Source organism: Reinekea marina (assembly GCF_030409715.1).
In the GTDB taxonomy this organism is placed as follows: Bacteria; Pseudomonadota; Gammaproteobacteria; order Pseudomonadales; family Natronospirillaceae; genus Reinekea; species Reinekea marina.
In genome coordinates, this window is record NZ_JAUFQI010000001.1 from 1,189,156 (window position 1) to 1,212,077 (window position 22,922).

A 22,922-nucleotide genomic window follows, 5' to 3' on the forward strand; every position below is an offset into this window, starting at 1 on the left:
CCTATGGGTGGTGGTGATCGTTAATTGCGTTTATATCATCGCGCAACTTTTTCGTCTCTTTTGCAGCGGCTTGGGCAAAGTCTTCACCCTGAGAGGCGTATAAAACTTGACGAGAAGAGTTAATTATTAGGCCTGAACCTGGCGAGGTTTGGCCATTTTCAACAGTGGCCGTCAAATCTCCTCCCTGCGCGCCAATGCCGGGCACTAAGAAAGGTAGATCAGGAGCAACTGATCGAATTTTAGCCATTTCTTCGGCGGCGGTTGCGCCAACAACCAAGCTGATGTTGCCATGTTCATTCCACAACTGCTGGGCTTTTCGAGCAACATGGATATAAAGCGGCTCACCTTCAATAGTCTGGTTCTGAAATTCTGCCGCTGATGGATTCGAAGTACGGCACAAAACGATCACGCCTTTATCTTGAAACTTCGCAAACGGAAGTACGGTGTCACTGCCCATATAGGGGTTCACCGTAACCGCGTCGGCGAGATAGTGCTCAAACGCTTCTCGGGCATACATTGAGGCTGTAGAACCAATATCGCCTCGTTTGGAATCTAAAATGACCGGTATATTAGGGTAGTTCGATTTAGCATAGGCGATCGTCTGCTTCAACTGCGACTCGGCTGCTTCAGCTGCATAGTGCGCAAATTGAGGTTTAAAACAACAAACGTACTTGGCTGTCGCGTCTATGATGGCTTTATTGAATTCAAAAATAGCATTAGTTTGAGAAGAGAAAGCGGGAGGGAAGCGGTCTAAAAATGGGTCAAGGCCAACACAAACTTGAGTTCCAGATTGCCAATGGTGCCGAATAGCATCGTTAAAATTCAAACCCTTACTCCCCTTAAAATTCGCCCTGCATGATGCGGCTGCAGGGCTTTAAAGTCAACTAACGAGCGATTTTATATAGACCTTTGAATTGCGTTCGATGTTGTATAAACGCTGTTTGTTTTCAGGCAAGTCTTGAACCGTCGCAGCTCTAAAACCTCGCTCAATAAACCAATGTTCGGTTTGTGTGGTGAGAACAAAAATTTCTTTTAATTGCAGCTGGCGTGCTTCGCGCTCAGCGGCATTTAATAATGCATTGCCACGACCCCCTTTTTGGTAATCGGGGTGCACGGCAAGGCTAGCAATTTCGGCGATGTGCTCATTTAATGGAAAGACGGCCGCACAACCAATAATCATTCCGTCTCGTTCATTGACTAGGTAGTGACCTATATCATTCTCGAGCGTTTCTTGGTCGCGTTTAACTAAAATTTGTTGATCTTCTAAGGGCTTAAGCAGTGCCGCGATACCGGAAATATCATTGGCACGTGCTTTTCTAAATGTATCGTACGAATCACGTGCAACTAGGGTGCCTACACCGTCTCGAGTAAATAGCTCGCTTAACAATGCACCGTCTTCATGGCCATCAATAATATGGCAACGAGGAATACCCGCCATGCTGGCGTTATGAGCTACTTTCAACTCCAGTAGGCCTGAGCTGCTTTCATTTAATTGACTGATGGCCCCTTTTAAAGCATCTAGGCTCATCTCTTTTTGACCATCCGTGCTCGGGTGCGGGTTATCCCCGACGATAACAACTTTATCGGCGTTGAGATGTTTCGCGACCTCGACAACTAAATTGTCAGGCGACAAATAAAGAATATCACCCGTTATGCTGTAACCCAGTGGCGGAATTAACACTAAATTTTGATTATCGAGCTGCTCTCTTATGGCTAAATGATTAACGCGTCTCACTCGGCCTTGCGCCATTAGATCAACACCATCTACGACCCCTGCAGGGCGAGCTGAAATGAAATTGCCACTGACTACGTTGACGTTTGCCCCATGCATAGGCGAATTGGTAATGCCTTGGCTAAACATGGCTTCCATCGCGTAGCGGCGTTGTCCAATTTCTGCCGTGATATTTAACAGCTGTTCAGCGGTGATTTGTGCGCTCGAAATAGGGTTGTTATGGCTATCGTGAGCATCGAATAAAACCACAAGGCGCAACCCAAGGCTACTGAGTAACGCCATGTCTCCTACAATAGACATTAACCGCTCGTGATCCAGTACCTTGCTCCGTAACCATAAAACCGTCGTTTTTCCGCGATAGGCGTGTATGTAGGGTGCGCTGTGTCGAAAATTGGTGACAAAATCCATCAAGGTCTCTTTTCTGATTCATAGGAAGGCTGAATTCATTGAGACTGTATAAAAAGCCGAAAAAAATTGCGAGTAATTTATTTAGAAGAATCCTGCACCTAAACAATTTTCGGATCAATTTAAAAAATTATCTTAGGTGCAATGTTTATTACAATACTTTTGAAAACCGCTGTGCATTTTGTGCATTAAAGTACACATCAAATGCGAGTAAAATAGGGCGCAAAAGTAAGCGTCCGAGTGGTTTTACTTTAACTACATCGCTCTTGATCTCTACCAGACCATCTTCAGCGAGCTCTTTCATACGTTGCCATTCAGAATCAAAATACTCCACGGCATTGATGTTGAATTTTTCCGATGCTTCCGATAATGAAAGCGTGCCTTGGCAAGCGAGTTGTGAAATGCTCCACTGGCGTATTTTGTCGTCCTTATTTAAAAACAATCCGCGCTTTATCGTTAACTGCTTTTGCTCTATTAGTGCTTCGTAAGGCTCTACTTCATGGTGGTTTTGTAAAAATGCACCGTTTATTTGGCTAATGCCTGATACGCCCAATGCAAGCATGTCGGTTTGGCCTTGGGTAGAATAACCTTGGAAATTGCGTTGTAATGTGCCTTCTTTTAGTGCTTTGCTGAGCTCGTCGGTTGGTTTTGCAAAGTGATCCATGCCAATGTAAATATAACCCTCATTTTGCAATAGTTCGATGCTGTCTCGCAATATTGTTAATTTTTCATCGGCGATTGGCACCGTTTTAGAGTCTATTCTTCTTTGTGGTTTAAAGCGCTCGGGCAGATGCGCATAGTTATAAAGGCTGATGCGATCGGGGCTCAGTTGGAGTGTTTTTTTCCACGACTCTGTAAAACTAGCGGTTGTTTGCTTTGGTAGCCCGCAAATGAGGTCAAAGTTAACCGATGCATAACCCAGCGCTCTCGCTTTATCTACTTTCTCTTTCACCAGCTCAAACGATTGAACTCGATTAATCGCCACTTGGGTTTCATGATTAAAGTCTTGCACACCAAAACTGACACGGTTGAAACCGCGCATCCGCAATAGCGTTAGCATTTCGTTGCTGGTTTCTCGAGGGTCAAGTTCTATTGAGAATTCACCCGGGTAAACCTCGGGATTCCATTCAAAGTAAACGGTAAGTAGATCGAGCATTCGAGTCATTTGCTCGGTACTTAAAAATGTTGGCGTTCCGCCACCCAAGTGCAGCTGAGTGATGGGGCGATGCCCAAAATTATGTGCTTGTAAGGCCATTTCTTGTTCGAGCATATCTAAATATTTATCGGGTCTATCTCGATCTTTGGTGGCAATTTTGTTGCAAGCGCAGTAAAAGCAAATATGCTCACAAAAAGGTATGTGTATATAAAGTGAGAGTGGCGAATGATTGTTAATCTGTTGACTTAGGTGATCGGTCACTTGAATGGGTTGCAATGAGGTAAATTGAACCGCTGTTGGGTAAGACGTATAGCGAGGGGCATTGATATCGTATTTACGAATTAACTCTTCATCCCAAGGCACATACCATTCATTTTCTCGGTTCATTTACATCTCCATTCAGGCGTTTACATTAATGCAAAGCACTGTAACGAAGGTTCGTTTCCTAGGCTTGACTTGAATCAATAGGAAGGCAATTTAAACCCTAATTTATACCCAATACCAAACATAGTGGCTATATCTCGCTTTGGAGGCGGGGCCCACTTCCGCAAGTCGCTGCGCGCGCATCCATGTACCACTAAACTTCGCCATCTAGGCTTACGACGCCCGCTCCAGTGAAACACACCCCCAAAGCGAATCATCAAGCCACCCCAAGTAGGAATGCTCGAAGTGCCTAAATGTTTTGTTCGAGCTGGCAGCCTATTCTCGCAGCCCGCAGCCAAAAACCAATCTAAATAACCAAAAAAAATCGCCAATCACTATTGAATTTCAAAAGTGACGGCGATCTAATTTTGTCTTGCAGCTTGCAGCTTGCAGCTTGCAGCTTGCAGCTTGCAGCTTGCAGCTTGAAAAACTAACCCCCTTCAGTAAAAAACTCGCGGGATCCATAAACAACCATGGTTTTGCCTTTAACGGAGACTAAGCCTTGTTCTTCTAAGCCTTTGAGGACTCGGCCAACCATTTCGCGTGAACAACCTACAATGCGGCCAATTTCTTGGCGGGTGATTTTAATCTGCATGCCGTCTGGGTGGGTCATGGCATCGGGTTGTTTGCATAGATCGAGTAGGGTTCGAGCAACGCGCCCTGTGACGTCTAGGAAGGCTAAATCGCCGACTTTACGGGTAGTGTTACGTAACCGGGTAGCCATTTGCTCGCCGATGAAATACAGCATGCGGCCGTCGTTGTGAGTAATTTCGCGGAATTTTGAGTAAGAAATTTCGGCTACTTCGCATTCGGTTTTGGTTTTTACCCATGCCGAGCGAGAGTTCATTGAGTCGAATAAGCCCATTTCACCAAAAAAATCACCGGCGTTTAAGTAAGCCATGATCATCTCGCGACCATCGTCTTCTTCAATGATGACAGAGACGGTGCCTTTTATGATGTAATACAGAGAGTCACTTTTATCGCCTGCGTAGATCAATGTCGTCTTAGATGGGTAACGGCGACGATGACATTGCGATAAGAAATAATCTAAATGTTTATGTTCAAGAGTATTAGTGACCATTCGTAATGAATTCCAATTCTTTTATTAGCAAGCTGTCAAACTCATGTGTTTAAGACTGATTTGTGCTAAAACGGTGATTTTAAATCATTATGAGGCATAATGAACAGTGTGACTATGCCCAATCTCTCGTTGTTTGACGCACTTCCCGTTTTTACGAGAAGATAGTTAGCTTCCAGTTAATTTCGGTTGTAAATATCAGTGTAGTTAGATTTAACATAATTGCCTATGTAAATACAGATAAAATGAAAGACATTGCTGGCAACCTGAGTGACCGGTAGTCTTGAACTTAGCTTTTCGCTTTTAAGGAGATACGATGAAAGCAGAATTAAAATGGGCGGGTAATAAAGCCTACGCTTATACCACCAATAGTGGCTTTGAAGGCTTTTTAGATGGGGCCGCGAAAGACAGCGATGATGCCAAAGGGCCTAGCCCGATGGAGATGATTCTGTGCGGTCTCGGTGGCTGTACTTCTTATGATGTGGTGAATATTTTGAAGAAGAGCCGTCAAGATATAGTCGACTGTAAAACTGAGCTTGAAGCTGAACGTGCTGATACGGTTCCGTCTGTTTTTACTAAGATTCACATCCATTTCACGGTGTCTGGTCGTAATCTTAAAGAATCCCAGGTTGAACGTGCCGTGAAGCTTTCTGCAGAGAAGTATTGCAGCGCTTCTTTAATGCTTGAGCGCGGTGGTGTTGAAATAACGCACAGCCATACAATTGTTGAATTGCCATAACAACTGAATTTAGCGTAATCTGAGAAGAATTACGCATTTCTGTGCGTTCTATGGCTTTTTTAAATGGAATTTCCGCGTAAACTGTTGCATAACGAGACACACCTATAGTCCGGCGGTAGTTCGACATCATAGCTTACCGCCAAGACAATAATAAGAAACGTCACTATAAGAGCTGTACGCATGACACAAGAGATTGAGTTAAAACTATCGATCACGTCCGAGGCGGTCGATAAATTCAAAGCGATTCCAATTTTAAATGGGGTAGAGTGCGATGTATCTACCCTAGAAAACACCTATTACGATACACCGGCGCTTACCTTAACAGCCCAAGGTTCGGCGCTTCGCCTGCGAAAGTTGCCAAATGGCTATGTTCAAACCTTAAAATCACGCGGCCAAAATGTCGGCGGATTGCATTTACGTGAAGAATGGGAATTTCCGGTTTCTAACGCTGAATTAGAGCTGTCTCAGTTTCCGAGTGATGCATTACCACAAGGCATATCTCAAACCGATTTAGTCGCATTGTTCAAAACCGACTTTAACCGCACTCGTTGGTTGGTAAATTTTGGTGAATCTACCGTTGAAATTGTGCTCGATCAAGGCGTTATCGCGGTCGGCGAAGAAACCGACCCAATCAGTGAGCTTGAGTTAGAGCTAAAAAGTGGAAACATTGATGATTTACTTAAGCTGTCCCTAAGCATCAGCGAGTCGGTTGCTGTGATGCCTTCAGATATCTCAAAAGCTGAGCGAGGTTATCGATTATTTCAGCAAAACACGGGCGTATCGGTTGATCTGCCTAATATCGTACCTCAGCAAAGTATGGAAAGTGCCTTTTGTGCACTATTTGGTTATGAATTAGAAAAAATTCAGCGTTTTTGGCAGGGCTATTGGAGTACAGGTGAATGGAAGCTGTTGAATCAAGTTCTATTAACCTTAGGCAATTTAGACGCTCAAATCGACTGGTTCCAAGATCTGATTCCTGAATCACAGCGATTTTACGTAAAAGCCCAAATTAATTGGCTCGAGCAAGCGCTAAAGCCTATTTTATCTTGGTGGCCAGCCTGTTTTGAGTTGTCTCAACATGCATTAGAAGACCCTGCGAATTTAGCCGTAAGCCTTCAGCAGAGTAAAGCTCAACGTGCATTGGCCGGGCTAACTCAATTGCAAGAAAACCCCTTACTTGGGCATCGCATGCTTTGTTTAACGGCGTGGTTGCATCGCCGACGCTGGCGAGAGGATCAAACCCCGCAGCAGCGCGATAAAGCCGAGTTGGCGATTGTCGATGGGTTAGACCGCTACTTATCGGCTGCAATGAATGCTGTGCAGTTGGAAGGCTTTGCAGGCAGTGTCAGTAATGCGTTGGCGCAGACTCCTGCTGTACACCGCTTGTTAATGCTTTGCCGTTACTTTGACCACTTTTATGGAAAGGAACTTGGCGAGTTACGAGCACCTTTAGAGGCCTTAGAAGATAACTTGTCGCGATTGTCGGCCATGGAAGTGATGGCGAGATTAAAAGACTGGATTAATGGCTTGCCACTAGAAGAACAAGCCAGCGTGCACAGCTGGGCGCGCAGCAAGCCTGTTTTATTGCGGGATATAAAACAATTAGCGGGCCGTTTATTTAAAAATGCAGATCAGTTAGAGGTTCATGCTTGAAGTTATTGTCTGGAAGCTTACGTGTAGATGAGTTACTCGACCAGCTATTAGAGGCGGGTAGAATCACTGAAAAAACGCATGAGCAAGCGCGAACTAAGTCGCGCCAATCCGACCCTTACAGTGTCAATATTCTCGAAAACATGCAGCTAGACGATGCCAATAGCCCTGGAAAGTCTCTGACTGCAGCGGCCATCTATGAGTGGTTGGGTGATTCCCTTTCAATGCCTTACGTACATATTGATCCGCTCAAGGTCGATGTTGAGTCTATTGCCTCTATCATGAGTTTCGAATATGCAAAGCGCTACCACTTGCTGCCATTGAAACAAACCGATACAACCGTACAGATCGCAACTTGCGAGCCAATGATCACCGGCTGGGAAGATACCATTGAGCAAGTTACGCGTCGTAAAATTGAAAAAGTCTTAGCCGTACCGAAAGACATTGAACGTTACGGTCTAGAGTTCTATGCGCTTAATCGCTCGGTCAGTGGTGCCAAAGGTAAAAACCGATCTCAAGGCATTGGTAATTTTGAGCAATTGGTTGAGCTGGGCAACTTAAAGTCGCCCGATGCCAACGATGAGCATATTATTAATATTGTTGATTGGTTATTCCAATATGCATTTGATCAGCGCGCTTCAGATATACATATAGAGCCTCGTCGAGATTATTCACACATACGTTTTCGCATCGATGGTATTTTGCACACGGTTTACCAGCTACCCATTCAGGTGGGTCAAGCGGTCGTGAGTCGTTTAAAAATACTGGGTCGTATGAATATTGCTGAAAAGCGAAAGCCATTAGATGGACGCGTAAAAACTAAAACACCTGATGGTCAAGAGATCGAATTACGATTATCTACCTTACCAACCGCTTTTGGTGAAAAGTTGGTAATGAGAATTTTTGATCCAGAAGTTTTATTAAAAACTTTTGATCAGCTAGGTTTACTCGATGAAGATTTACAGCATTGGCAAAACATGACGTCGCAGCCAAATGGCATCATTTTAGTCACTGGCCCAACCGGCTCAGGTAAAACAACTACGCTTTATTCCACTCTAAAAAACTTAGCCACGACAGAAGTGAATGTCTGCACCATCGAAGACCCAATTGAAATGGTAGAACCTGCGTTTAATCAAATGCAAATTCAGGGCAATATTGATTTAAGTTTTTCATCGGGCATAAAGGCGCTAATGCGACAAGACCCCGACATTATTATGATTGGTGAAATACGCGATTTAGAAACCGCGCAAATGGCGATACAGGCCGCACTGACGGGCCATTTAGTATTATCGACGGTTCATACTAATGACGCACCTTCAGCCGTGACACGGCTACTTGATTTAGGTGTTCCTGGTTATCTGATTAAATCGACTTTATTAGGGGTCATGGCTCAACGCTTGGTGCGCACACTGTGCCCACATTGTAAGGCTGAAGATACCCTTGAAGATAAAACTTGGCAGCAATTGGTCAAACCCTGGAGTGCAAAGAAACCGGCAAAGGTTTTTAAACCTGTCGGTTGCTTAGAATGTCGCAATACTGGTTTTTTAGGGCGATCGGGTGTTTATGAAAGCTTTGAAATGAGTGAAGCCTTAGCTGATTTAATTTACGACGGCTGTGATCCTCAAACACTCAGAAAGCATGCCATTAAAGAAGGTATGTTGAGTTTGAGACTTTCTGGAGCGCGTAAAATTGCTGCCGGTTTAACGACAGCAGAAGAAATTTTACGGGTAACACCAGATACGCGCTAAATTCGGTAAGTGGTTTTAGTCATCACCTGAGACACGCCCGTCATAAACAGCTTTACTGTTTTCGGGAAGTTTACTCCGCCAGCTTCTAGCGCTGAGTTTGCATGACGGGTTTCATCTTCGAGCATTTGTTCAATGATCAATGTTGAGCGCGGGTCTTGCTCTTGTATTTCATGTAAGTGGTCGGCCAAATGTTTGCTCACTTGTTCTTCAGTTGCAGCGACAAAGCCCAGCGACCATTTGTCTCCCGCTAGCCCAGCCGCAGCCCCAATTCCATAAGACAACCCATAAAATACGGGGTTTAAGTAACTGGTGTGAGCGTTCAGTTCATTTAAGCGCGCTTCACACCAAGCAAGGTGATCGAGCTCTTCTTCGGCAGCCTGTTCCATTTTTTCACGAATATCAGGCAGTTTAGCCGTTAGTGATTGGCCTTGATACAGCGCTTGAGCACAGACCTCTCCCGTGTGGTTTATTCGCATTAAGCCCGCAACATGACGGCTCATGTCATCCGAGAGATCACTGGTTTCTTTTTGCCCAGGTCTTGGTGCCTTTGCTTTCACCGCACCAGGGGTGAGCGTTTTTAGAGCGTTATCTAAATGCTCCGTAATGCGATCAGAAAAAGTGCGGTTTCTTAACATGTCTTTCCTCTTGATTTTTGATGATATCGGCATGAGCCTGGTTCAATGTGTCTCGTAATGCACGAGCTGAAACCGGCTTTGACAAAACATATTTTATGCCTAGTTCATTTTCATTGACCTGGCTAGACACTTCGTCGGCACCGGTCATCATTATTACAACAATATTTCGATTTAAACTCGCGTCTTGGCGAATACGTTGCACGAGTTCTACGCCCGACATAGAGGGCATGTTGTGATCTACGATCAACACGTCGACGGGTTCACCTTTATGGAATTCATTGTGAAGGTTCGCCAAAGCCGATTGACCATTACTCATACTTAATACATGCATGCGCCAACTTTGCGCTAAATGTTCAATCACCTTACGACAAGTTAGGTTGTCGTCGACGACCATTAAGCGGAATTTTTTTAGCGGTAAGTTGGGGGTTTGCATCGTAGAGCGTGGCGTTGGAACATCTACCAATGGAATATCCAACCAAACGGTGGTGCCCATTCGTAGTTCACTGCTCAAGGTAAGCTGGCCGCCCAAAATACCCATTAGATATTTACTGATTGGTAGACCAATGTGAACATCGGAGGAGTGGTTTGCGTTGTCTTGATCAGGAAAAGAAAATAACTGAGTGCGAGCTTCTTTTGATATTCCAGGACCAGTGTCTGTAATGCTAAATCGAATGCGGTTTTGCTGCCATGGTTTCACTTGGATCAAAACTTCACCTTGCTCAGTATACTGAATAGCATTCTCAATTACGTTAGACAAAACCTGACCAATGATATGTGCGTTACCCCGGTAATAAGATGGGATGTCGGGCTGAATATCGAGTACCAGTTCGATGCCTTTATTGTGAGCAACGCGAGAGAACGGCTGCAAGGTATCTTCAATTAAATCGTATAAATCAAATTCACCTTCGTTATCAGGGATCCGATTTAAACCAATACGAATTAAATTCTGAATTTGGTCGGCTTCTCGTAATAGCGAATGGCCTGCCGCCTGCACAGTGTTAACAAATTCCTGCTGGTGGGCTGAAAGCGTTGTATCTTGCAGTAACTCTGTCATGCCTAATACGCCATTAATGGGGCCGCGAATGTCATGATTTATTTTTCTTAATAATGGCCAGTGCATATTAGGAATCACCATGCCTTCAACGGCCACGCGATCCAGTCGATGGTGCGAAATAACCCAGGTTGCCCATAGCGTTAAGGCAACTGCAGACGCTGATGAGATTCGTAGAACAAAGAAGCTGGTGTCGCTTAATAGAAAAATACCAAATGAAATGAGAGAGGTTGTTGTAAAAAACGCAATCAAACTGATAAATGTGAATAATAGCAGTCGCTCTGTTAGGCTGCTAGGTTTATTGATAATCCAATAGGTGCCGATGATGCAAATAGCTATGGGCACAATGATCATTTGGAATGACAATGCACTGTAAGAAAACAAGGCGAAAATAGTGACAAAAGCCAGCAAGTAAGCCAACCATTTGAGCGCATCTTTTATCCAGCTGACGTGACGGTCATTGTTTGTATCGGCTAGCAGTCGTGCAAAGGATCCAACAATTAAGAAAGCCCCTATATTTTCTGATCGAATGTCGACAAAGGTTAATGTTGGAAACCAGGCAGACATTATTCCTGACCATCCGGCAATGTTCAGAATAAAACCGACACACATCGACATGGTCCAAAAGGTTAACAAACTGTGAAATTTGGCCAAGTTAAATAGGGCGACAATGCACATGATGAATAGAAACGATAGTGTTGAGATATGAAATAAAAACTCTTTCGAAAGCTGACTCAACGAATTGCTTTCGCTTCTTAGCATTAGTTGTAGATTTGCGGGCTCAGAGCTTTTGATCAGTACTAAAAGTTGGTGCGAACCAGGGCGAAGTTCAATGGGCAAAATATATCGACCTAAAGGGAACGGCCGATCTTGATAAGCAACACTGGAGCCTGTGGAGATTCGTTTAAATGTATCGAGCGGATCACTCATGTATAGATCGGCTCTGTCTATATGAGGGCCGTTTAAAATCAGATGAAGCTTTTGAATGCTGCCCGTATTATTAGCCAAGTTAACACGGATCCACGTTGGTTCGTGAAGAAGGCCGCGACGAATAAAATCATTGTGAATGGGCGTAAATTTATTCTCGAAGGCGGGCTGTTGCAATTGAACAAATGAAAAAGCTTCATTGGGGTCATTAAAATAATCGGCATAGCCTGAAATATTGGTATCAATATTAGCGCGCGCTATTTGCAGTGGCTCAGATGAGGCGGCCGACGCGAGAAATATAAGGCTCAGAACGAACAAAAATACTGTGCGGATCATTACATTTAAACCAGTGGAATGAAGCGAGCAGTATAACCCGATTTGATGCGTCAAAAATACTCCATTCATGCACAGTTAATTCAGAGGCTGGCAAGAATGGAGCAGCGGCCTATCTAACGGTTAATGGCTTTGTGGCCGATATCGGTGCGGAAATAAACGTTGTCCCATTGTATGGTATTAACGCCTTGGTAAGCTTTTGCTTGCGCATCCGCTACGGTGTCACCCAGCGCTGTAACGCACAGCACTCGACCGCCATTGGTGATTGTATCACCTTGCTCATTGGTAGCCGTTCCCGCTTGAAATACTTTAACGCCCAGCGCTTGTGCCACATCAATACCTTGAATGATATCACCCTTAGCGTAGTCAAATGGGTAGCCTCCGGCCGCCATAACGACACCGACGGCGGCTCTTTTATCCCATTGAGCATTCATTGAAGATAGCTTGCCGTTTACAGCGGCCTCGCAAAGCGCTGGAAGGTCTGATTGCAAACGCATCATTATTGGCTGCGTTTCAGGGTCTCCAAACCGGCAATTGTATTCTAAGACGTATGGCGTACCTTCTTCAGATACCATAATGCCTGCATACAAAAATCCACGATAGCGGTTCCCTTCTGCGTTCATTCCTTTAACGGTGGGGTAGATCACTTCGTTTAATATGCGATCATGGATCTCAGACGTAACAACAGGTGCAGGAGAATAGGCTCCCATTCCTCCTGTGTTAGGTCCTAGATCTCCGTTGTCACGTGCTTTGTGATCTTGGGAGGTCGCCAGTGTCAGTACATCTTCGCCATCGACCATCACAATAAAACTGGCTTCTTCGCCTGTTAAAAATTGTTCAATAACGACACGTGCCCCTGCATCACCAAATTTATTGCCGGCAAGCATGTCGTTCACAGCTTCAATTGCTTCTTGGTTGGTTTGCGCCAAGATGACACCTTTTCCTGCGGCTAAACCATCGGCTTTAACGACGATGGGCGCGCCTTTTTCTTCAATATACGCGACCGCAGGTTCAATCTCCGTAAAAACGCCATAAAACGCAGTGGGTATATTGTGGCGTGCTAAGAAATCTTTTGTAAATGCCTTAGAGCCCTCTAGTTGAGAGGCGGCTTTGGATGGACCAAATATAGCTAGGCCGGCCGCTTCAAAGGCATCGACAACCCCTTCAACTAATGGCGCTTCAGGACCTACAATGGTTAAGTTCACGGTGTTTGCTTTGGCAAATTCGATAAGCGCAGGGAAATCGGTCGCGGCAATATCGACATTAGTAACACCGGCTTCGCTGCTTGTCCCTGTATTACCTGGCGCGACAAACACCTGCTTCACGTTTGGGGATTGAATACACTTCCATGCCAAAGCGTGCTCACGGCCGCCGTTGCCTAAAATTAAAACATTCATTTATTCAGTCCTTTTTAATGTCGGAAATGACGCATGCCGGTGAATACCATGGCAATACCGTGTTCATCTGCCGCAGCGATAACTTCTTCATCTCTCATGCTACCGCCGGGCTGAATAACGGCTGAAACACCCATCTCTGCGGCTTGATCTAAGCTGTCTCTGAACGGTAAAAATGCTTCAGAAGCCATGGCCGACCCAGCAATGTTTATATTTTCATCTTTTGCTTTGATGTTGGCAATAATGGCGCTGTATACACGGCTCATTTGTCCCGCACCGATACCGGTACTAAGACCATCTTTTGCATAAACAATGGCGTTCGATTTAACAAATTTTGCGACTTTCCATGCAAACATTAAATCTTTAATTTGTTCTGGAGATGGTTGCGCTTTCGTGACAACCTTTAAGTCTGATTCGCTGACCATGCCAAGATCTCTGTCTTGAACCAAAAGACCGCCGTTCACACGTTTAAAGTCTAAAGATGGAATGCGTTGACCCCATTGTCCACAGGCTAATAAACGGACATTGGGTTTTTGGGCCACTACGTCTGCGGCCGCTTTACTGACGGAAGGGGCGATAATAACCTCGACAAACTGCTTCCCAATAATTGCTTCGGCAGCCTCGGCATCTAATTCGCGGTTGAACGCGATAATGCCTCCAAATGCCGAGGTGGTATCAACGGATAACGCCCTATGATAAGCATCGGTTAAGTTTTTACCGGTTGCTACACCACAAGGATTAGCGTGTTTGACGATAACACAGGCTGGTTCCTCAAAACTTTTCACACACTCTAAAGCGGCGTCCGTATCGGCAATGTTATTGAAGCTCAGCGCTTTGCCCTGCAAGGTAGTAATGGTTGAAATACCAGGTTCAAGCTCGCCTGATTCTATGTAAAAAGCGGCCTTTTGATGTGGGTTTTCACCATAGCGCATTGTGTCTTTTAAAAGAAATTGGCTGTTAAAGGTTTCTGGAAAACTGCGTGTTTCAGGCGGTTTTGAAGGAGCCGTGTCTGCGGGCACTGAGCCGAAGTAATTTGCGATCATGCCATCGTATTTAGCGGTGTGCTCAAAGGCTAAGCGCGCTAAATTAAAACGAGTCGCATGAGACAAACCGCCATTTGTATCCCATTCGCTAAGAATTTCCTCATAGGAGGAGCTGTTTACAACAATCGCGACATCTTTGTGGTTCTTTGCTGCAGAACGAACCATTGTGGGGCCACCAATATCGATGTTTTCAATTGCATCCGCCAAGATACAATCATCTTTTGCAATGGTTTCGGCAAAGGGGTATAGATTTACAACCACCATATCAATCGGCTTTATGTTGTGTTCTGCCATGACTGACTCGTCTTGGCCGCGTCGACCTAAAATTCCGCCGTGAATCAATGGGTGAAGTGTTTTAACACGACCATCCATCATTTCGGGAAAGCCTGTTACTTCGGAAGCTTCGGTGACAGGAATATCGTGCTGTTGCAATAGTTTAAAAGTTCCACCGGTAGAAATAAGGCTTACACCACGGTCGTGCAAGGCTTTTGCAAAATCAACGATACCAGCTTTATCCGAAACACTGATCAGTGCTCGTTTTGGGGTCACTACATTCACAGGTTGTGTCATTTTATCCTCGAGGAATTAATATTTGAGTAGTCGGTCAATTATCTAAGGTGCCAGAAACAACAAAGGCGACCGAAGTCGCCTTTGTGCATATTATAGTAAGCCGTATTGCTTCAGCTTTTTCCGAAGCGTCCCTCGGTTTAAACCGAGTACTTGAGAGGCTTTAGTTTGGTTGTCGCGGCAATAACGCATTACAGCTTCCAACATAGGCGCTTCAACTTCTGTTAATACCATTTGGTGGACGTTAGAAACGTCTTGACCGTCTAAGTGTGCGAAATAATTGCGCATCGCGATTTCAACGCTGTCTCGCAACGTCTGTGGGTTTTCACTGGCAGCGTGTAGCTGAAGTGATTCATGTGTGTCTGTTGTTGGCGCAACAATTTCAATAGTCATGCAGCAGTATCCTTAGATGATTCTAGATGTTCAAAAATTGTGTCTATAGCCAGCAGTTGCTCTGAAGCCGACTCTAGCTGATTTAGGTGTTTCAATACACTTCGGTCGGTTTGTTGAGCTTTTAGGTACCAACCAAGGTGCTTTCGGGCAATACGTACGCCCATGTACTCGCCGTAAAACTCATGCAATGCGTTGAGGTGACCACTGAGCAGTGCATGAACTTCATTTGGTGTTGGGTCTGGCTTTATTTCACCAGACGCTAAGTAACGGTTTATTTGATCGAATATCCAAGGGTTACCTTGGGCGGCCCGACCAATCATGACACCATCGACTTGGGTGTACTCCATCACTTGTTTTGCTTTCTGCGGTGAATCAATATCACCATTCGCTAAAACAGGAATTGATAACGCTGATTTTACATCGGCAATGGTTTGATACTCTGCATCGCCCTTGTAACCCTGATCTCTTGTGCGGCCGTGAATGGCCAGCATCTTTATGCCGATATCTTCGGCCATTTTTGCAATGGTGAGGGCATTTTTACTTTGTCCACACCAGCCTGTACGAATCTTTAACGTCACGGGAACATTCACCGCAGCGACGACGGCATTGAGAATTTCTCTAACGAGCGCCTCGTCTTTCATCAACGCTGAGCCTGCGGCTCTGTTGCACACTTTCTTTGCGGGGCACCCCATATTGATGTCGATGATTTGAGCACCAATTTTAACGTTTTGCTCTGCCGCATGGGCTAACATATTCGCTTCACCGCCAGCAATCTGAATACTGATCGGTTCGGCCTCTCCACTGTGATTGAGGCGCCAACGGGACTTGTTAGTGGTCCATAATCGAGTGTCGCTGGTGACCATTTCTGATACCACCAATCCAGCACCTTGAGCTTTGCATAACTTTCGAAACGGCTGATCCGTCACGCCAGCCATAGGCGCTAATACGGTGGGCTGACTGATTCGATATGGGCCAATGCTAAACACGTATGATCGATTAAAATTTGCTCAACTCAAGGGCGCGAAATAATAGCGATTCTTGGCCTCGATTGAAAGCTCGTTGACCAGAAAGTCGTCTTTTTTTTTAAATTATTTATCTACAGTTCAAGATTTCATGAGTGAACAGCGTTTTACAATAAATATTTAAAATTCAAAGAGTTAGCTTCGTTTTGCCAAAAAAATTATTGATTGATTGGGTTTAGTATCAATTGGTAATTAATGGCATTAGGTGCGGGTGCTTTTATTGGAATAGAGACATACACTCGAGTATTGAGAGGCATGTTGACTACGCCGGTCATTTCACCTTTTAAGTAGTCTGCAGGTAGGAAGTTTTGATCGGCCACAATTTTTCCATTCACGTCGGAATATTGCAAAATGAGCTCTGGGAAGGGTTGTTTAAACGGTGCTCGGTTGGTTAGCACTATGTCGACCATCTTTATGTCTTTCAAGGCGGTGTTTTTATGGTCTCTGACAATGACTGACGTGCGAATTTGAGTCACATCAACCTGTTCTGGTAGCTGACATCCTATGATGTCACAGGCTGCAGAATATAATCCACGCCATTGATCCATGCGAGCGTAGGTATCCCGCTGCATCCAGGCTAGCTGTGCCATTAACAACGCCAGTAACAATATGACAAGCAACCACCCTAAAGGGCGTAATCGGCTTAACCGCTCCTCATAGTGAAAATCCAAATCGAGCTCTTGGCTGGCTTGATTAACTACTTGAGAAGCGCTTTTAGGTTGTGCAGCCGTTTGGTTCTCTTCGAGATCGACAAATAATGGCGAACGTCGCATCGCCGCATTATGGGTATCTGTATGGTTTTGTGGCGTTCCAACATTTCTTGATTCAAAGACAGCAGGCTTGCTCAGAGAAACGTCTTCTTTCTCAATTTCTTCGAGCATAGACTCGGCCCAGCTTTCATCATTCTCGTCTTCATCGTCTTTGAACAAATCGGTTTCTAACGATTGAGTCTCAGATTTAAAATGATCAGAACGAGCATTTGGCTGGCTAGAAGCATTTAAATTTAGAAAACTGTCTGACAATTCGCCTAAGCTGTCGTTTTGTTCATCTTCATCGAACAACTCGTCATCGTCTTCACCATCACTGAATAAAAACTCTTCTTCCTCTTCTGCGCCAAATAAAAACTCGGCATCATCATCGTCATCCGCTAAAAATTGACTCGATTCTTCTGCAGGGGAAGGTCGTGGTGGAGGCGTAGGCTTCGGTTTCGCGACGGGTTTTGGTTTTGCAGCGGGCTTAGTCGCAGATTTTGCAGGGGTTTTTGGCTGTGCCCGTTTTGCAACAGGCGCAGCTTTACCAGGAGTTTGCGCCGGAATAGAGGTTGTGACCAAATGGTTGCGAGCACTGAATACTTGTAAGCAGGCACCACACCGCACAGACCCATTAGCTACCGCTAATTGCTCAGTCCTCACTCGAAAAGAGGTGCCACAATGTGGGCATTGTGTGATGAATGATTCTGCCATTTTAACTCGTATCCTTCGCGTCCGTGACGAACATTATCCTATTAAAATCCGAAGCTTAGCGCATGAACTTTAAGAAAGCTCTAAGATTAACCCATTGTGAGTTTACTTAAAACCTTTAGGCTGGCGTTTTCGCCCACTCAGGCGTACCCAGCCATCTAATTCTTCAACAGGGTCAAAGCTGATCCAGCGTTCATAGGCATCTACTACTGAACTGGCTTGATGCGATAAAATACCTGACAAAACCAAAGGTGCATCGGCGTTAAGGCGCTGACAAATAGCCTCGGCCATGTCGCAAAGCGGACCGGCTAATATATTAGCCACAACAACATCATATGATTCAGCTAAGGTTTCAACGTCTGTGGTAACGCGGAACAAGGATGGGCTTAAGTTATTGGTGTTGGCATTATTCTCAGTGGCCGTTATCGCCTGTGGATCAATGTCGATGCCATCCATTTGTTCTGCGCCCAATAGCAGGGCTGACAGACCTAAAATTCCGGAGCCGCAACCGTAGTCTAATACTTTTTCACCGCCTTTGACGTGATCATTCAGCCACTTTAAGCATAAGAATGTGGTCGGGTGGGTGCCTGTACCAAAAGCTAAACCGGGATCAAGCTTTAAGTTTACGGCGTTTTGATCGGGTGCCTCTCGCCACGACGGAACAATCCATAACCGGTCTCCACAAGCGATGGGTTGAAAGTTATCCATCCATTCGCGTTCCCAATCTTTATCTTCTAGGATTTCAGCTGAAACCGTGCCAACGTGCATTTTTTCAGCAGCGATCAGCTGATTTAAAGTGTCGACTAGCTGTTCTGCATCGGTATCTTCATCAAAAAGCCCTTGCAATGTGGTGTGTTCCCACAAGGGCGTCGTTCCTCGTATCGGTTCGAAAACAGGCTGGTCTTCAGTATCTATAAGTGTTACCGCCTTACAACCGGCCAGCAACATGGCGTCTTCAAGCACTTCGGTATATTTCGGAAGAGTAGGAATTTTGATTTGTAACCAAGGCATAAACTGCAGCTCATTAAAATTTTTACCTATTGTACAAGAAAATTAAAAAAGGGTACGTTTTTTAGTTTCCCATTCCTAAACTCGCAGCCATAAAAAAAGGCGCCGAAGCGCCTTTTTTAAAACTTAATCGTGAAAGTGGCAGGCCACTTCATGTAGGTCGGCTACATCGATCAGTTCTGGTTTCTTCTGAGCACATAAGTCTTGCGCCTTCGGGCAACGTGTACGGAATACGCAGCCTGAAGGTGGGTTCATTGGAGAGGGCAAGTCGCCTTCTAAAATGATGACTTCTTTATTGCGTTCAATTTCTGGATCGGGCACGGGCACTGCAGAGATTAATGCCTGCGTATACGGGTGACGTGGTGTTTTATACAGCTGATCGCTGGTGGTAATTTCACAGATATTACCCAGATATAAAACCATCACTCGCGTACTGATGTGCTGAACAATGCTGAGGTCGTGCGCAATGAAGATAAGCGATAAGCCCATCTCTTGTTGCAGTTCCATCAACAAGTTTACGATTTGCGCCTGAATTGATACATCCAATGCCGATACCGGCTCATCGCAGATAATCAGTTTAGGCTTTAAAATCAAAGCACGTGCTATCCCGATACGTTGGCATTGACCGCCAGAGAATTCGTGAGGGTAGCGGTTAATCTGGTTGGGCAGTAAACCAACTTTGATCAACATTTCTTTCACTTTTTCTTTGCGCTCATCGGCTTTCATTTCTGGGTGATGCGTTTTAAGCGGCTCAGAAATAATGTCGCCAATGGTCATTCGTGGGTTTAACGAGGCCAATGGGTCTTGGAATATCATTTGTAAATCGCGGCGCGATTCTTTCATTTCTCGTTTGCTGGCAGTGAGTAGGTCTTTACCGAGCCACATCACTTTGCCGGCTTCAGCGGGTACCATTTTAATCACGGCACGCGCGAGTGTGCTTTTACCACAGCCCGATTCGCCAACAATCCCAAGGGTTTCGCCTGCGTATAAATCAAAGCTGACACCATCCACAGCTTTTAAAATGCCAGGTTTGGTCCATGGCATCGCATTGGGCGGGAAAATATTGAAGTAAACTTTAAGATCGTCTACGGATAATAATTTTTCTTTTTGAGCGGTCATTAGATTTCCTCCACTGGCTTATGGCAAGCACGTAGGCGTTTGCCATCGTAGTTTACAAGTGCAGCTGGTTCTTTGTGACACTGATCAGTCGCATGTTCGCAGCGTGGAGAAAATGGACAGCCCACAGGCATGTTCATCATATTCGGTGGGTTGCCTGGAATCGTGTGCAATTCTGACCCTACATGGTCTAAGCGCGGAATAGCCGATAGCAATCCTTTGGTATAAGGATGAGATGGCGTTTTAAACAGGTCTGTCGTGTTTGCATACTCCATAACCTTACCGCCGTACATAACTAGGGTGTCTTCACAGCTGCCTGCAACAACGCCTAAATCATGCGTAATCAATATGATTGAGGTGCCGAAATCTTTCTGGAGATCAGCCAACAGATCCATAATTTGCGCTTGTACAGTTACATCTAGTGCCGTAGTAGGTTCATCGGCAATCAACAGCTCTGGACGGCATAACAATGCCATCGCAATCATTACGCGCTGACGCATACCACCAGAGAATTCATGCGGATAAAGATGAATACGTGATGCCGCCTCTGGAATTCTTACCGCATCCAGCATGCGAATTGATTCAGCTAAAGCTTCCTCACGGTTCATGCCTTTATGCAAGATCAATACTTCCATCAGCTGTTCACTGACTTTGATGTAAGGGTTGAGTGATGTCATTGGGTCTTGGAAAATCATCGCGATTTTTTCGGCGCGGATTTTATTCAGGCCCTGCTCAGGCAAGTTTAATATTTCAACACCATCAAACTTAACGCTGCCCGTTGCCCAGCCGTTTTGAGCCAATAAGCCCATGATCGAGAATACGGTTTGGCTTTTTCCTGAACCTGATTCACCCACAATACCGAGGGTTTTACCTTTTTCTAAGGTAAAGTTGACGCCGTTGACCGCACTGACGATACCATCGCCTGTTTGGAACTGAACGCCGAGGTCTTTAACTTCTAATAAGCTCATAATTCGCTCCTAGTTACCGGTCTTTAGGGTCTAACGCGTCGCGTAAACCGTCACCAATGAAAAACATGCTGAATAGCGTTACAACAAAGAAGAACAAGGGGAAACCAATTTGCCACAAAGTGCCGTACTGCATGGTTCCTGCACCTGCACTAATGAGTGCACCCCAAGACGTGCTTGGTTCTTGTACGCCTAAGCCTAGGAATGAAATAAAAGATTCGGTTAAAATTAAGCCCGGAACCAGTAGCGATGCATATACGATTACAATCCCAATTAAGTTTGGAACAATGTGTCGCATGATGATCGTGAAGTTTGAAACGCCCGCTGCGATAGCTGCTTCGATGTATTCTTTGTTCTTGATAGTCAGTGTTTGCCCTCGGACAATTCGAGACATGTCCAACCAGGAAATGAGACCAATACCGATAAAAAGCATATTGATGGAGCGTCCAAATACGACTAACAGCAAAATCAAAACAAACATGTATGGTATAGACATTAATATGTCGACTAGACGCATCATAGCGTTGTCAACTCGTCCACCTACATAGCCTGCTGTTGCACCGTATAGAGTTCCAACAATGACGGCTACCAAAGAACCAATAATCCCTACTTTTAAGGAAATACTAGTACCCTGAATTACACGGGAGTAAAGATCGCGACCAAGGTCATCTGTACCAAAGTAGTGTCCAGTCTCGAACGAAGGTGCACCTAATTGCTTTACTTGGCCTAATACGGCCCAGTCAATTTCTTCATTAGTCCACTGAGCGAAGCTCGGACCAATAAGGGTAAACAATAGGATAAGCGCAAGCGCGATAACGCCGCCAACCGCAGCTTTATTGTGTGAAAAGCGTCTCGCGGCATCAGCCCAAAGAGATCGACCTTCAATCTCTTCAGCATTGAGCATATTTTCAGCGAGTTCTTCTACTTTTTTAGAATTTACAATCATTTTTTAAGCCTCACTGTCTTAGTAACGAATTTTAGGATCAATCCACGCGTAGAGGATATCTACCAGGATGTTTAGCAAGACAGTTAATGTACCAATTAAAATAGTAATACCCATGATGGTTGAGTAATCACGGTTAAGGGCGCCATTCACGAATAACACGCCAATACCACCTGTACTGAAGTACATATCAATAATGACAGAACCGGTAATCATGCCGACAAATGCGGGACCCATGTAAGATAAAACAGGCAATAAAGCTGGCTTAAGCGCATGCTTCATAATGATTCGGCTATAAGGAACGCCCTTTGCTTTAGCCGTACGAATAAAGTTTGAATTTAAAACTTCGAGCATAGATGAGCGGGTAATTCGCGCAATGGTTGCCATGTAGCTGGTAGACAGTGCGATAACAGGCATGATGATGAACTGAGGTTTACCACCTTCCCAACCACCGCCGGGTAGCCATCCTAAATACAGCGTGAACAGTAATACAAGCAAGGGTGCCATGACAAAGTTGGGTAAAACTTGTGCCGTGAAGGTAAAGCTTAACGCGGCGTAATCTTTCCAATTATTGTGGTTAAGTGCGGCGATAACCCCGAGCGTAACCCCAAACAACACCGCGACTAGGGCTGAAATAGAGCCATAGGTCAAGGTCACTGGAAAACCATCAGAAATTAGGTCGTTAACAGATCGATCTTTATATCGAAATGAAGGACCAAAGTCGAAATCCACGACAATGTCGCGTACGTAATCAAATATCTGATAATACAGCGGCTTATCGAGGCCATATTTGGCGTTGATATTGGCTTCTACCTGAGGCGGAAGAGCACGTTCAGAGGTGAATGGACCCCCTGGGGCGCTGTGCATTAACAAAAATGAAACGATAATTAAAATGAGTAGCGTTGGAATTGCGGTTAGCAAACGCTTTGCTATGAAACTGAACATAGAGGTGTCCTGTTTTTATCTACACGAAAGGGCGGATTTTATCCTGTTCACTTGTGATTAGCGACTTTTACTACACATTAATAAAGCCAACAAAATCAAATGCTTAGGGTGAACTGTAATCATACCTTTACAAATAGAAAAGGCGGCTATTTATAGTTATTGGTTTATATAGCGAACAACAAACTTTCT

General features: G+C 44.9%; 22 protein-coding genes. 3 read left to right on the forward strand and 19 right to left on the reverse strand.

Annotated features, from left to right (window positions below):
- Position 1 precedes the first annotated feature (1 nt).
- From pyrF to crp, 6 genes are all read right to left on the reverse strand, one after another.
- Positions 2-826: an orotidine-5'-phosphate decarboxylase gene (pyrF, locus tag QWZ13_RS06155; RefSeq protein ID WP_290280988.1), complete on the reverse strand. Its 825-nt coding sequence runs from the start codon at positions 824-826 to the stop codon at positions 2-4.
- 54 nt (positions 827-880) lie between these two features.
- Positions 881-2,101: an amino-acid N-acetyltransferase gene (argA, locus tag QWZ13_RS06160; RefSeq protein WP_290283290.1), complete on the reverse strand. Its 1,221-nt coding sequence runs from the start codon at positions 2,099-2,101 to the stop codon at positions 881-883.
- On the reverse strand, positions 1,998-2,258 hold the full coding sequence (locus QWZ13_RS06165) for a hypothetical protein (RefSeq protein ID WP_290280989.1): 261 nt from the start codon (positions 2,256-2,258) through the stop codon (positions 1,998-2,000). The genes argA and QWZ13_RS06165 overlap by 104 nt, the downstream gene beginning before the upstream one ends.
- 30 nt (positions 2,259-2,288) lie before the next feature.
- Entirely contained in the window at positions 2,289-3,680 is a 1,392-nt protein-coding gene (gene hemN / locus QWZ13_RS06170) for an oxygen-independent coproporphyrinogen III oxidase (protein WP_290280990.1), read from the reverse strand.
- A gap of 74 nt (positions 3,681-3,754) precedes the next feature.
- Positions 3,755-4,048: a hypothetical protein gene (locus QWZ13_RS06175; RefSeq protein WP_290280991.1), complete on the reverse strand. Its 294-nt coding sequence runs from the start codon at positions 4,046-4,048 to the stop codon at positions 3,755-3,757.
- A 98-nt stretch (positions 4,049-4,146) separates the two neighbouring features.
- The gene (gene crp, locus QWZ13_RS06180; RefSeq protein WP_216001297.1) at positions 4,147-4,797 is read right to left on the reverse strand and encodes a cAMP-activated global transcriptional regulator CRP; all 651 of its coding nucleotides are present in this window, start codon (positions 4,795-4,797) and stop codon (positions 4,147-4,149) included.
- A 313-nt stretch (positions 4,798-5,110) separates the two neighbouring features.
- Between crp and QWZ13_RS06185 the strand changes: the two genes are divergently transcribed.
- From QWZ13_RS06185 to tfpB, 3 genes are all read left to right on the forward strand, one after another.
- Entirely contained in the window at positions 5,111-5,533 is a 423-nt protein-coding gene (locus QWZ13_RS06185; RefSeq protein WP_290280992.1) for an OsmC family protein, read from the forward strand.
- 180 nt (positions 5,534-5,713) lie between these two features.
- Complete coding sequence (locus QWZ13_RS06190) at positions 5,714-7,186, forward strand: CYTH domain-containing protein (RefSeq protein WP_290280993.1); 1,473 nt, start codon at positions 5,714-5,716, stop codon at positions 7,184-7,186.
- Positions 7,183-8,931 (forward strand): type IV pilus assembly ATPase TfpB, encoded by a 1,749-nt coding sequence (gene tfpB, locus QWZ13_RS06195; protein ID WP_290280994.1) that lies wholly within the window; start codon positions 7,183-7,185, stop codon positions 8,929-8,931. The genes QWZ13_RS06190 and tfpB overlap by 4 nt, the downstream gene beginning before the upstream one ends.
- Here the strand turns inward: tfpB and coq7 are convergent.
- The 13 genes from coq7 to oppB form a co-directional block, all read right to left on the reverse strand.
- A complete protein-coding gene (gene coq7 / locus QWZ13_RS06200) occupies positions 8,928-9,566 on the reverse strand; it encodes a 2-polyprenyl-3-methyl-6-methoxy-1,4-benzoquinone monooxygenase (protein ID WP_290280995.1) in 639 nt (212 codons plus the stop codon). The genes tfpB and coq7 overlap by 4 nt on opposite strands.
- The gene (locus QWZ13_RS06205) at positions 9,541-11,880 is read right to left on the reverse strand and encodes a hybrid sensor histidine kinase/response regulator (protein ID WP_290280996.1); all 2,340 of its coding nucleotides are present in this window, start codon (positions 11,878-11,880) and stop codon (positions 9,541-9,543) included. Before QWZ13_RS06205 ends, coq7 begins: the two co-directional genes overlap by 26 nt.
- Entirely contained in the window at positions 11,816-11,974 is a 159-nt protein-coding gene (locus QWZ13_RS06210) for a hypothetical protein (protein ID WP_290280997.1), read from the reverse strand. Before QWZ13_RS06210 ends, QWZ13_RS06205 begins: the two co-directional genes overlap by 65 nt.
- Before the next feature lie 19 nt (positions 11,975-11,993).
- Complete coding sequence (gene purD, locus QWZ13_RS06215) at positions 11,994-13,274, reverse strand: phosphoribosylamine--glycine ligase (RefSeq protein WP_290280998.1); 1,281 nt, start codon at positions 13,272-13,274, stop codon at positions 11,994-11,996.
- A 14-nt stretch (positions 13,275-13,288) separates the two neighbouring features.
- The gene (gene purH / locus QWZ13_RS06220; RefSeq protein ID WP_290280999.1) at positions 13,289-14,884 is read right to left on the reverse strand and encodes a bifunctional phosphoribosylaminoimidazolecarboxamide formyltransferase/IMP cyclohydrolase; all 1,596 of its coding nucleotides are present in this window, start codon (positions 14,882-14,884) and stop codon (positions 13,289-13,291) included.
- A gap of 90 nt (positions 14,885-14,974) precedes the next feature.
- Positions 14,975-15,274: a DNA-binding transcriptional regulator Fis gene (gene fis, locus QWZ13_RS06225; protein WP_290281000.1), complete on the reverse strand. Its 300-nt coding sequence runs from the start codon at positions 15,272-15,274 to the stop codon at positions 14,975-14,977.
- Positions 15,271-16,260, reverse strand: coding sequence for a tRNA dihydrouridine synthase DusB (gene dusB, locus QWZ13_RS06230; RefSeq protein ID WP_290281001.1), 990 nt, complete (start codon positions 16,258-16,260; stop codon positions 15,271-15,273). The genes fis and dusB overlap by 4 nt, the downstream gene beginning before the upstream one ends.
- Positions 16,261-16,454: 194 nt before the next feature.
- Positions 16,455-17,759, reverse strand: coding sequence for a DUF3426 domain-containing protein (locus QWZ13_RS06235; RefSeq protein WP_290281002.1), 1,305 nt, complete (start codon positions 17,757-17,759; stop codon positions 16,455-16,457).
- 102 nt (positions 17,760-17,861) lie between these two features.
- Positions 17,862-18,767 (reverse strand): 50S ribosomal protein L11 methyltransferase, encoded by a 906-nt coding sequence (gene prmA, locus QWZ13_RS06240; RefSeq protein ID WP_290281003.1) that lies wholly within the window; start codon positions 18,765-18,767, stop codon positions 17,862-17,864.
- Between the two features lie 123 nt (positions 18,768-18,890).
- Entirely contained in the window at positions 18,891-19,883 is a 993-nt protein-coding gene (gene oppF, locus QWZ13_RS06245) for a murein tripeptide/oligopeptide ABC transporter ATP binding protein OppF (RefSeq protein WP_290281004.1), read from the reverse strand.
- On the reverse strand, positions 19,883-20,848 hold the full coding sequence (locus tag QWZ13_RS06250) for an oligopeptide/dipeptide ABC transporter ATP-binding protein (RefSeq protein WP_290281005.1): 966 nt from the start codon (positions 20,846-20,848) through the stop codon (positions 19,883-19,885). Before QWZ13_RS06250 ends, oppF begins: the two co-directional genes overlap by 1 nt.
- Before the next feature lie 13 nt (positions 20,849-20,861).
- Positions 20,862-21,791 (reverse strand): ABC transporter permease subunit, encoded by a 930-nt coding sequence (locus QWZ13_RS06255; RefSeq protein ID WP_216001284.1) that lies wholly within the window; start codon positions 21,789-21,791, stop codon positions 20,862-20,864.
- A gap of 18 nt (positions 21,792-21,809) precedes the next feature.
- The gene (gene oppB / locus QWZ13_RS06260) at positions 21,810-22,733 is read right to left on the reverse strand and encodes an oligopeptide ABC transporter permease OppB (protein WP_216001283.1); all 924 of its coding nucleotides are present in this window, start codon (positions 22,731-22,733) and stop codon (positions 21,810-21,812) included.
- Positions 22,734-22,922 lie beyond the last annotated feature (189 nt).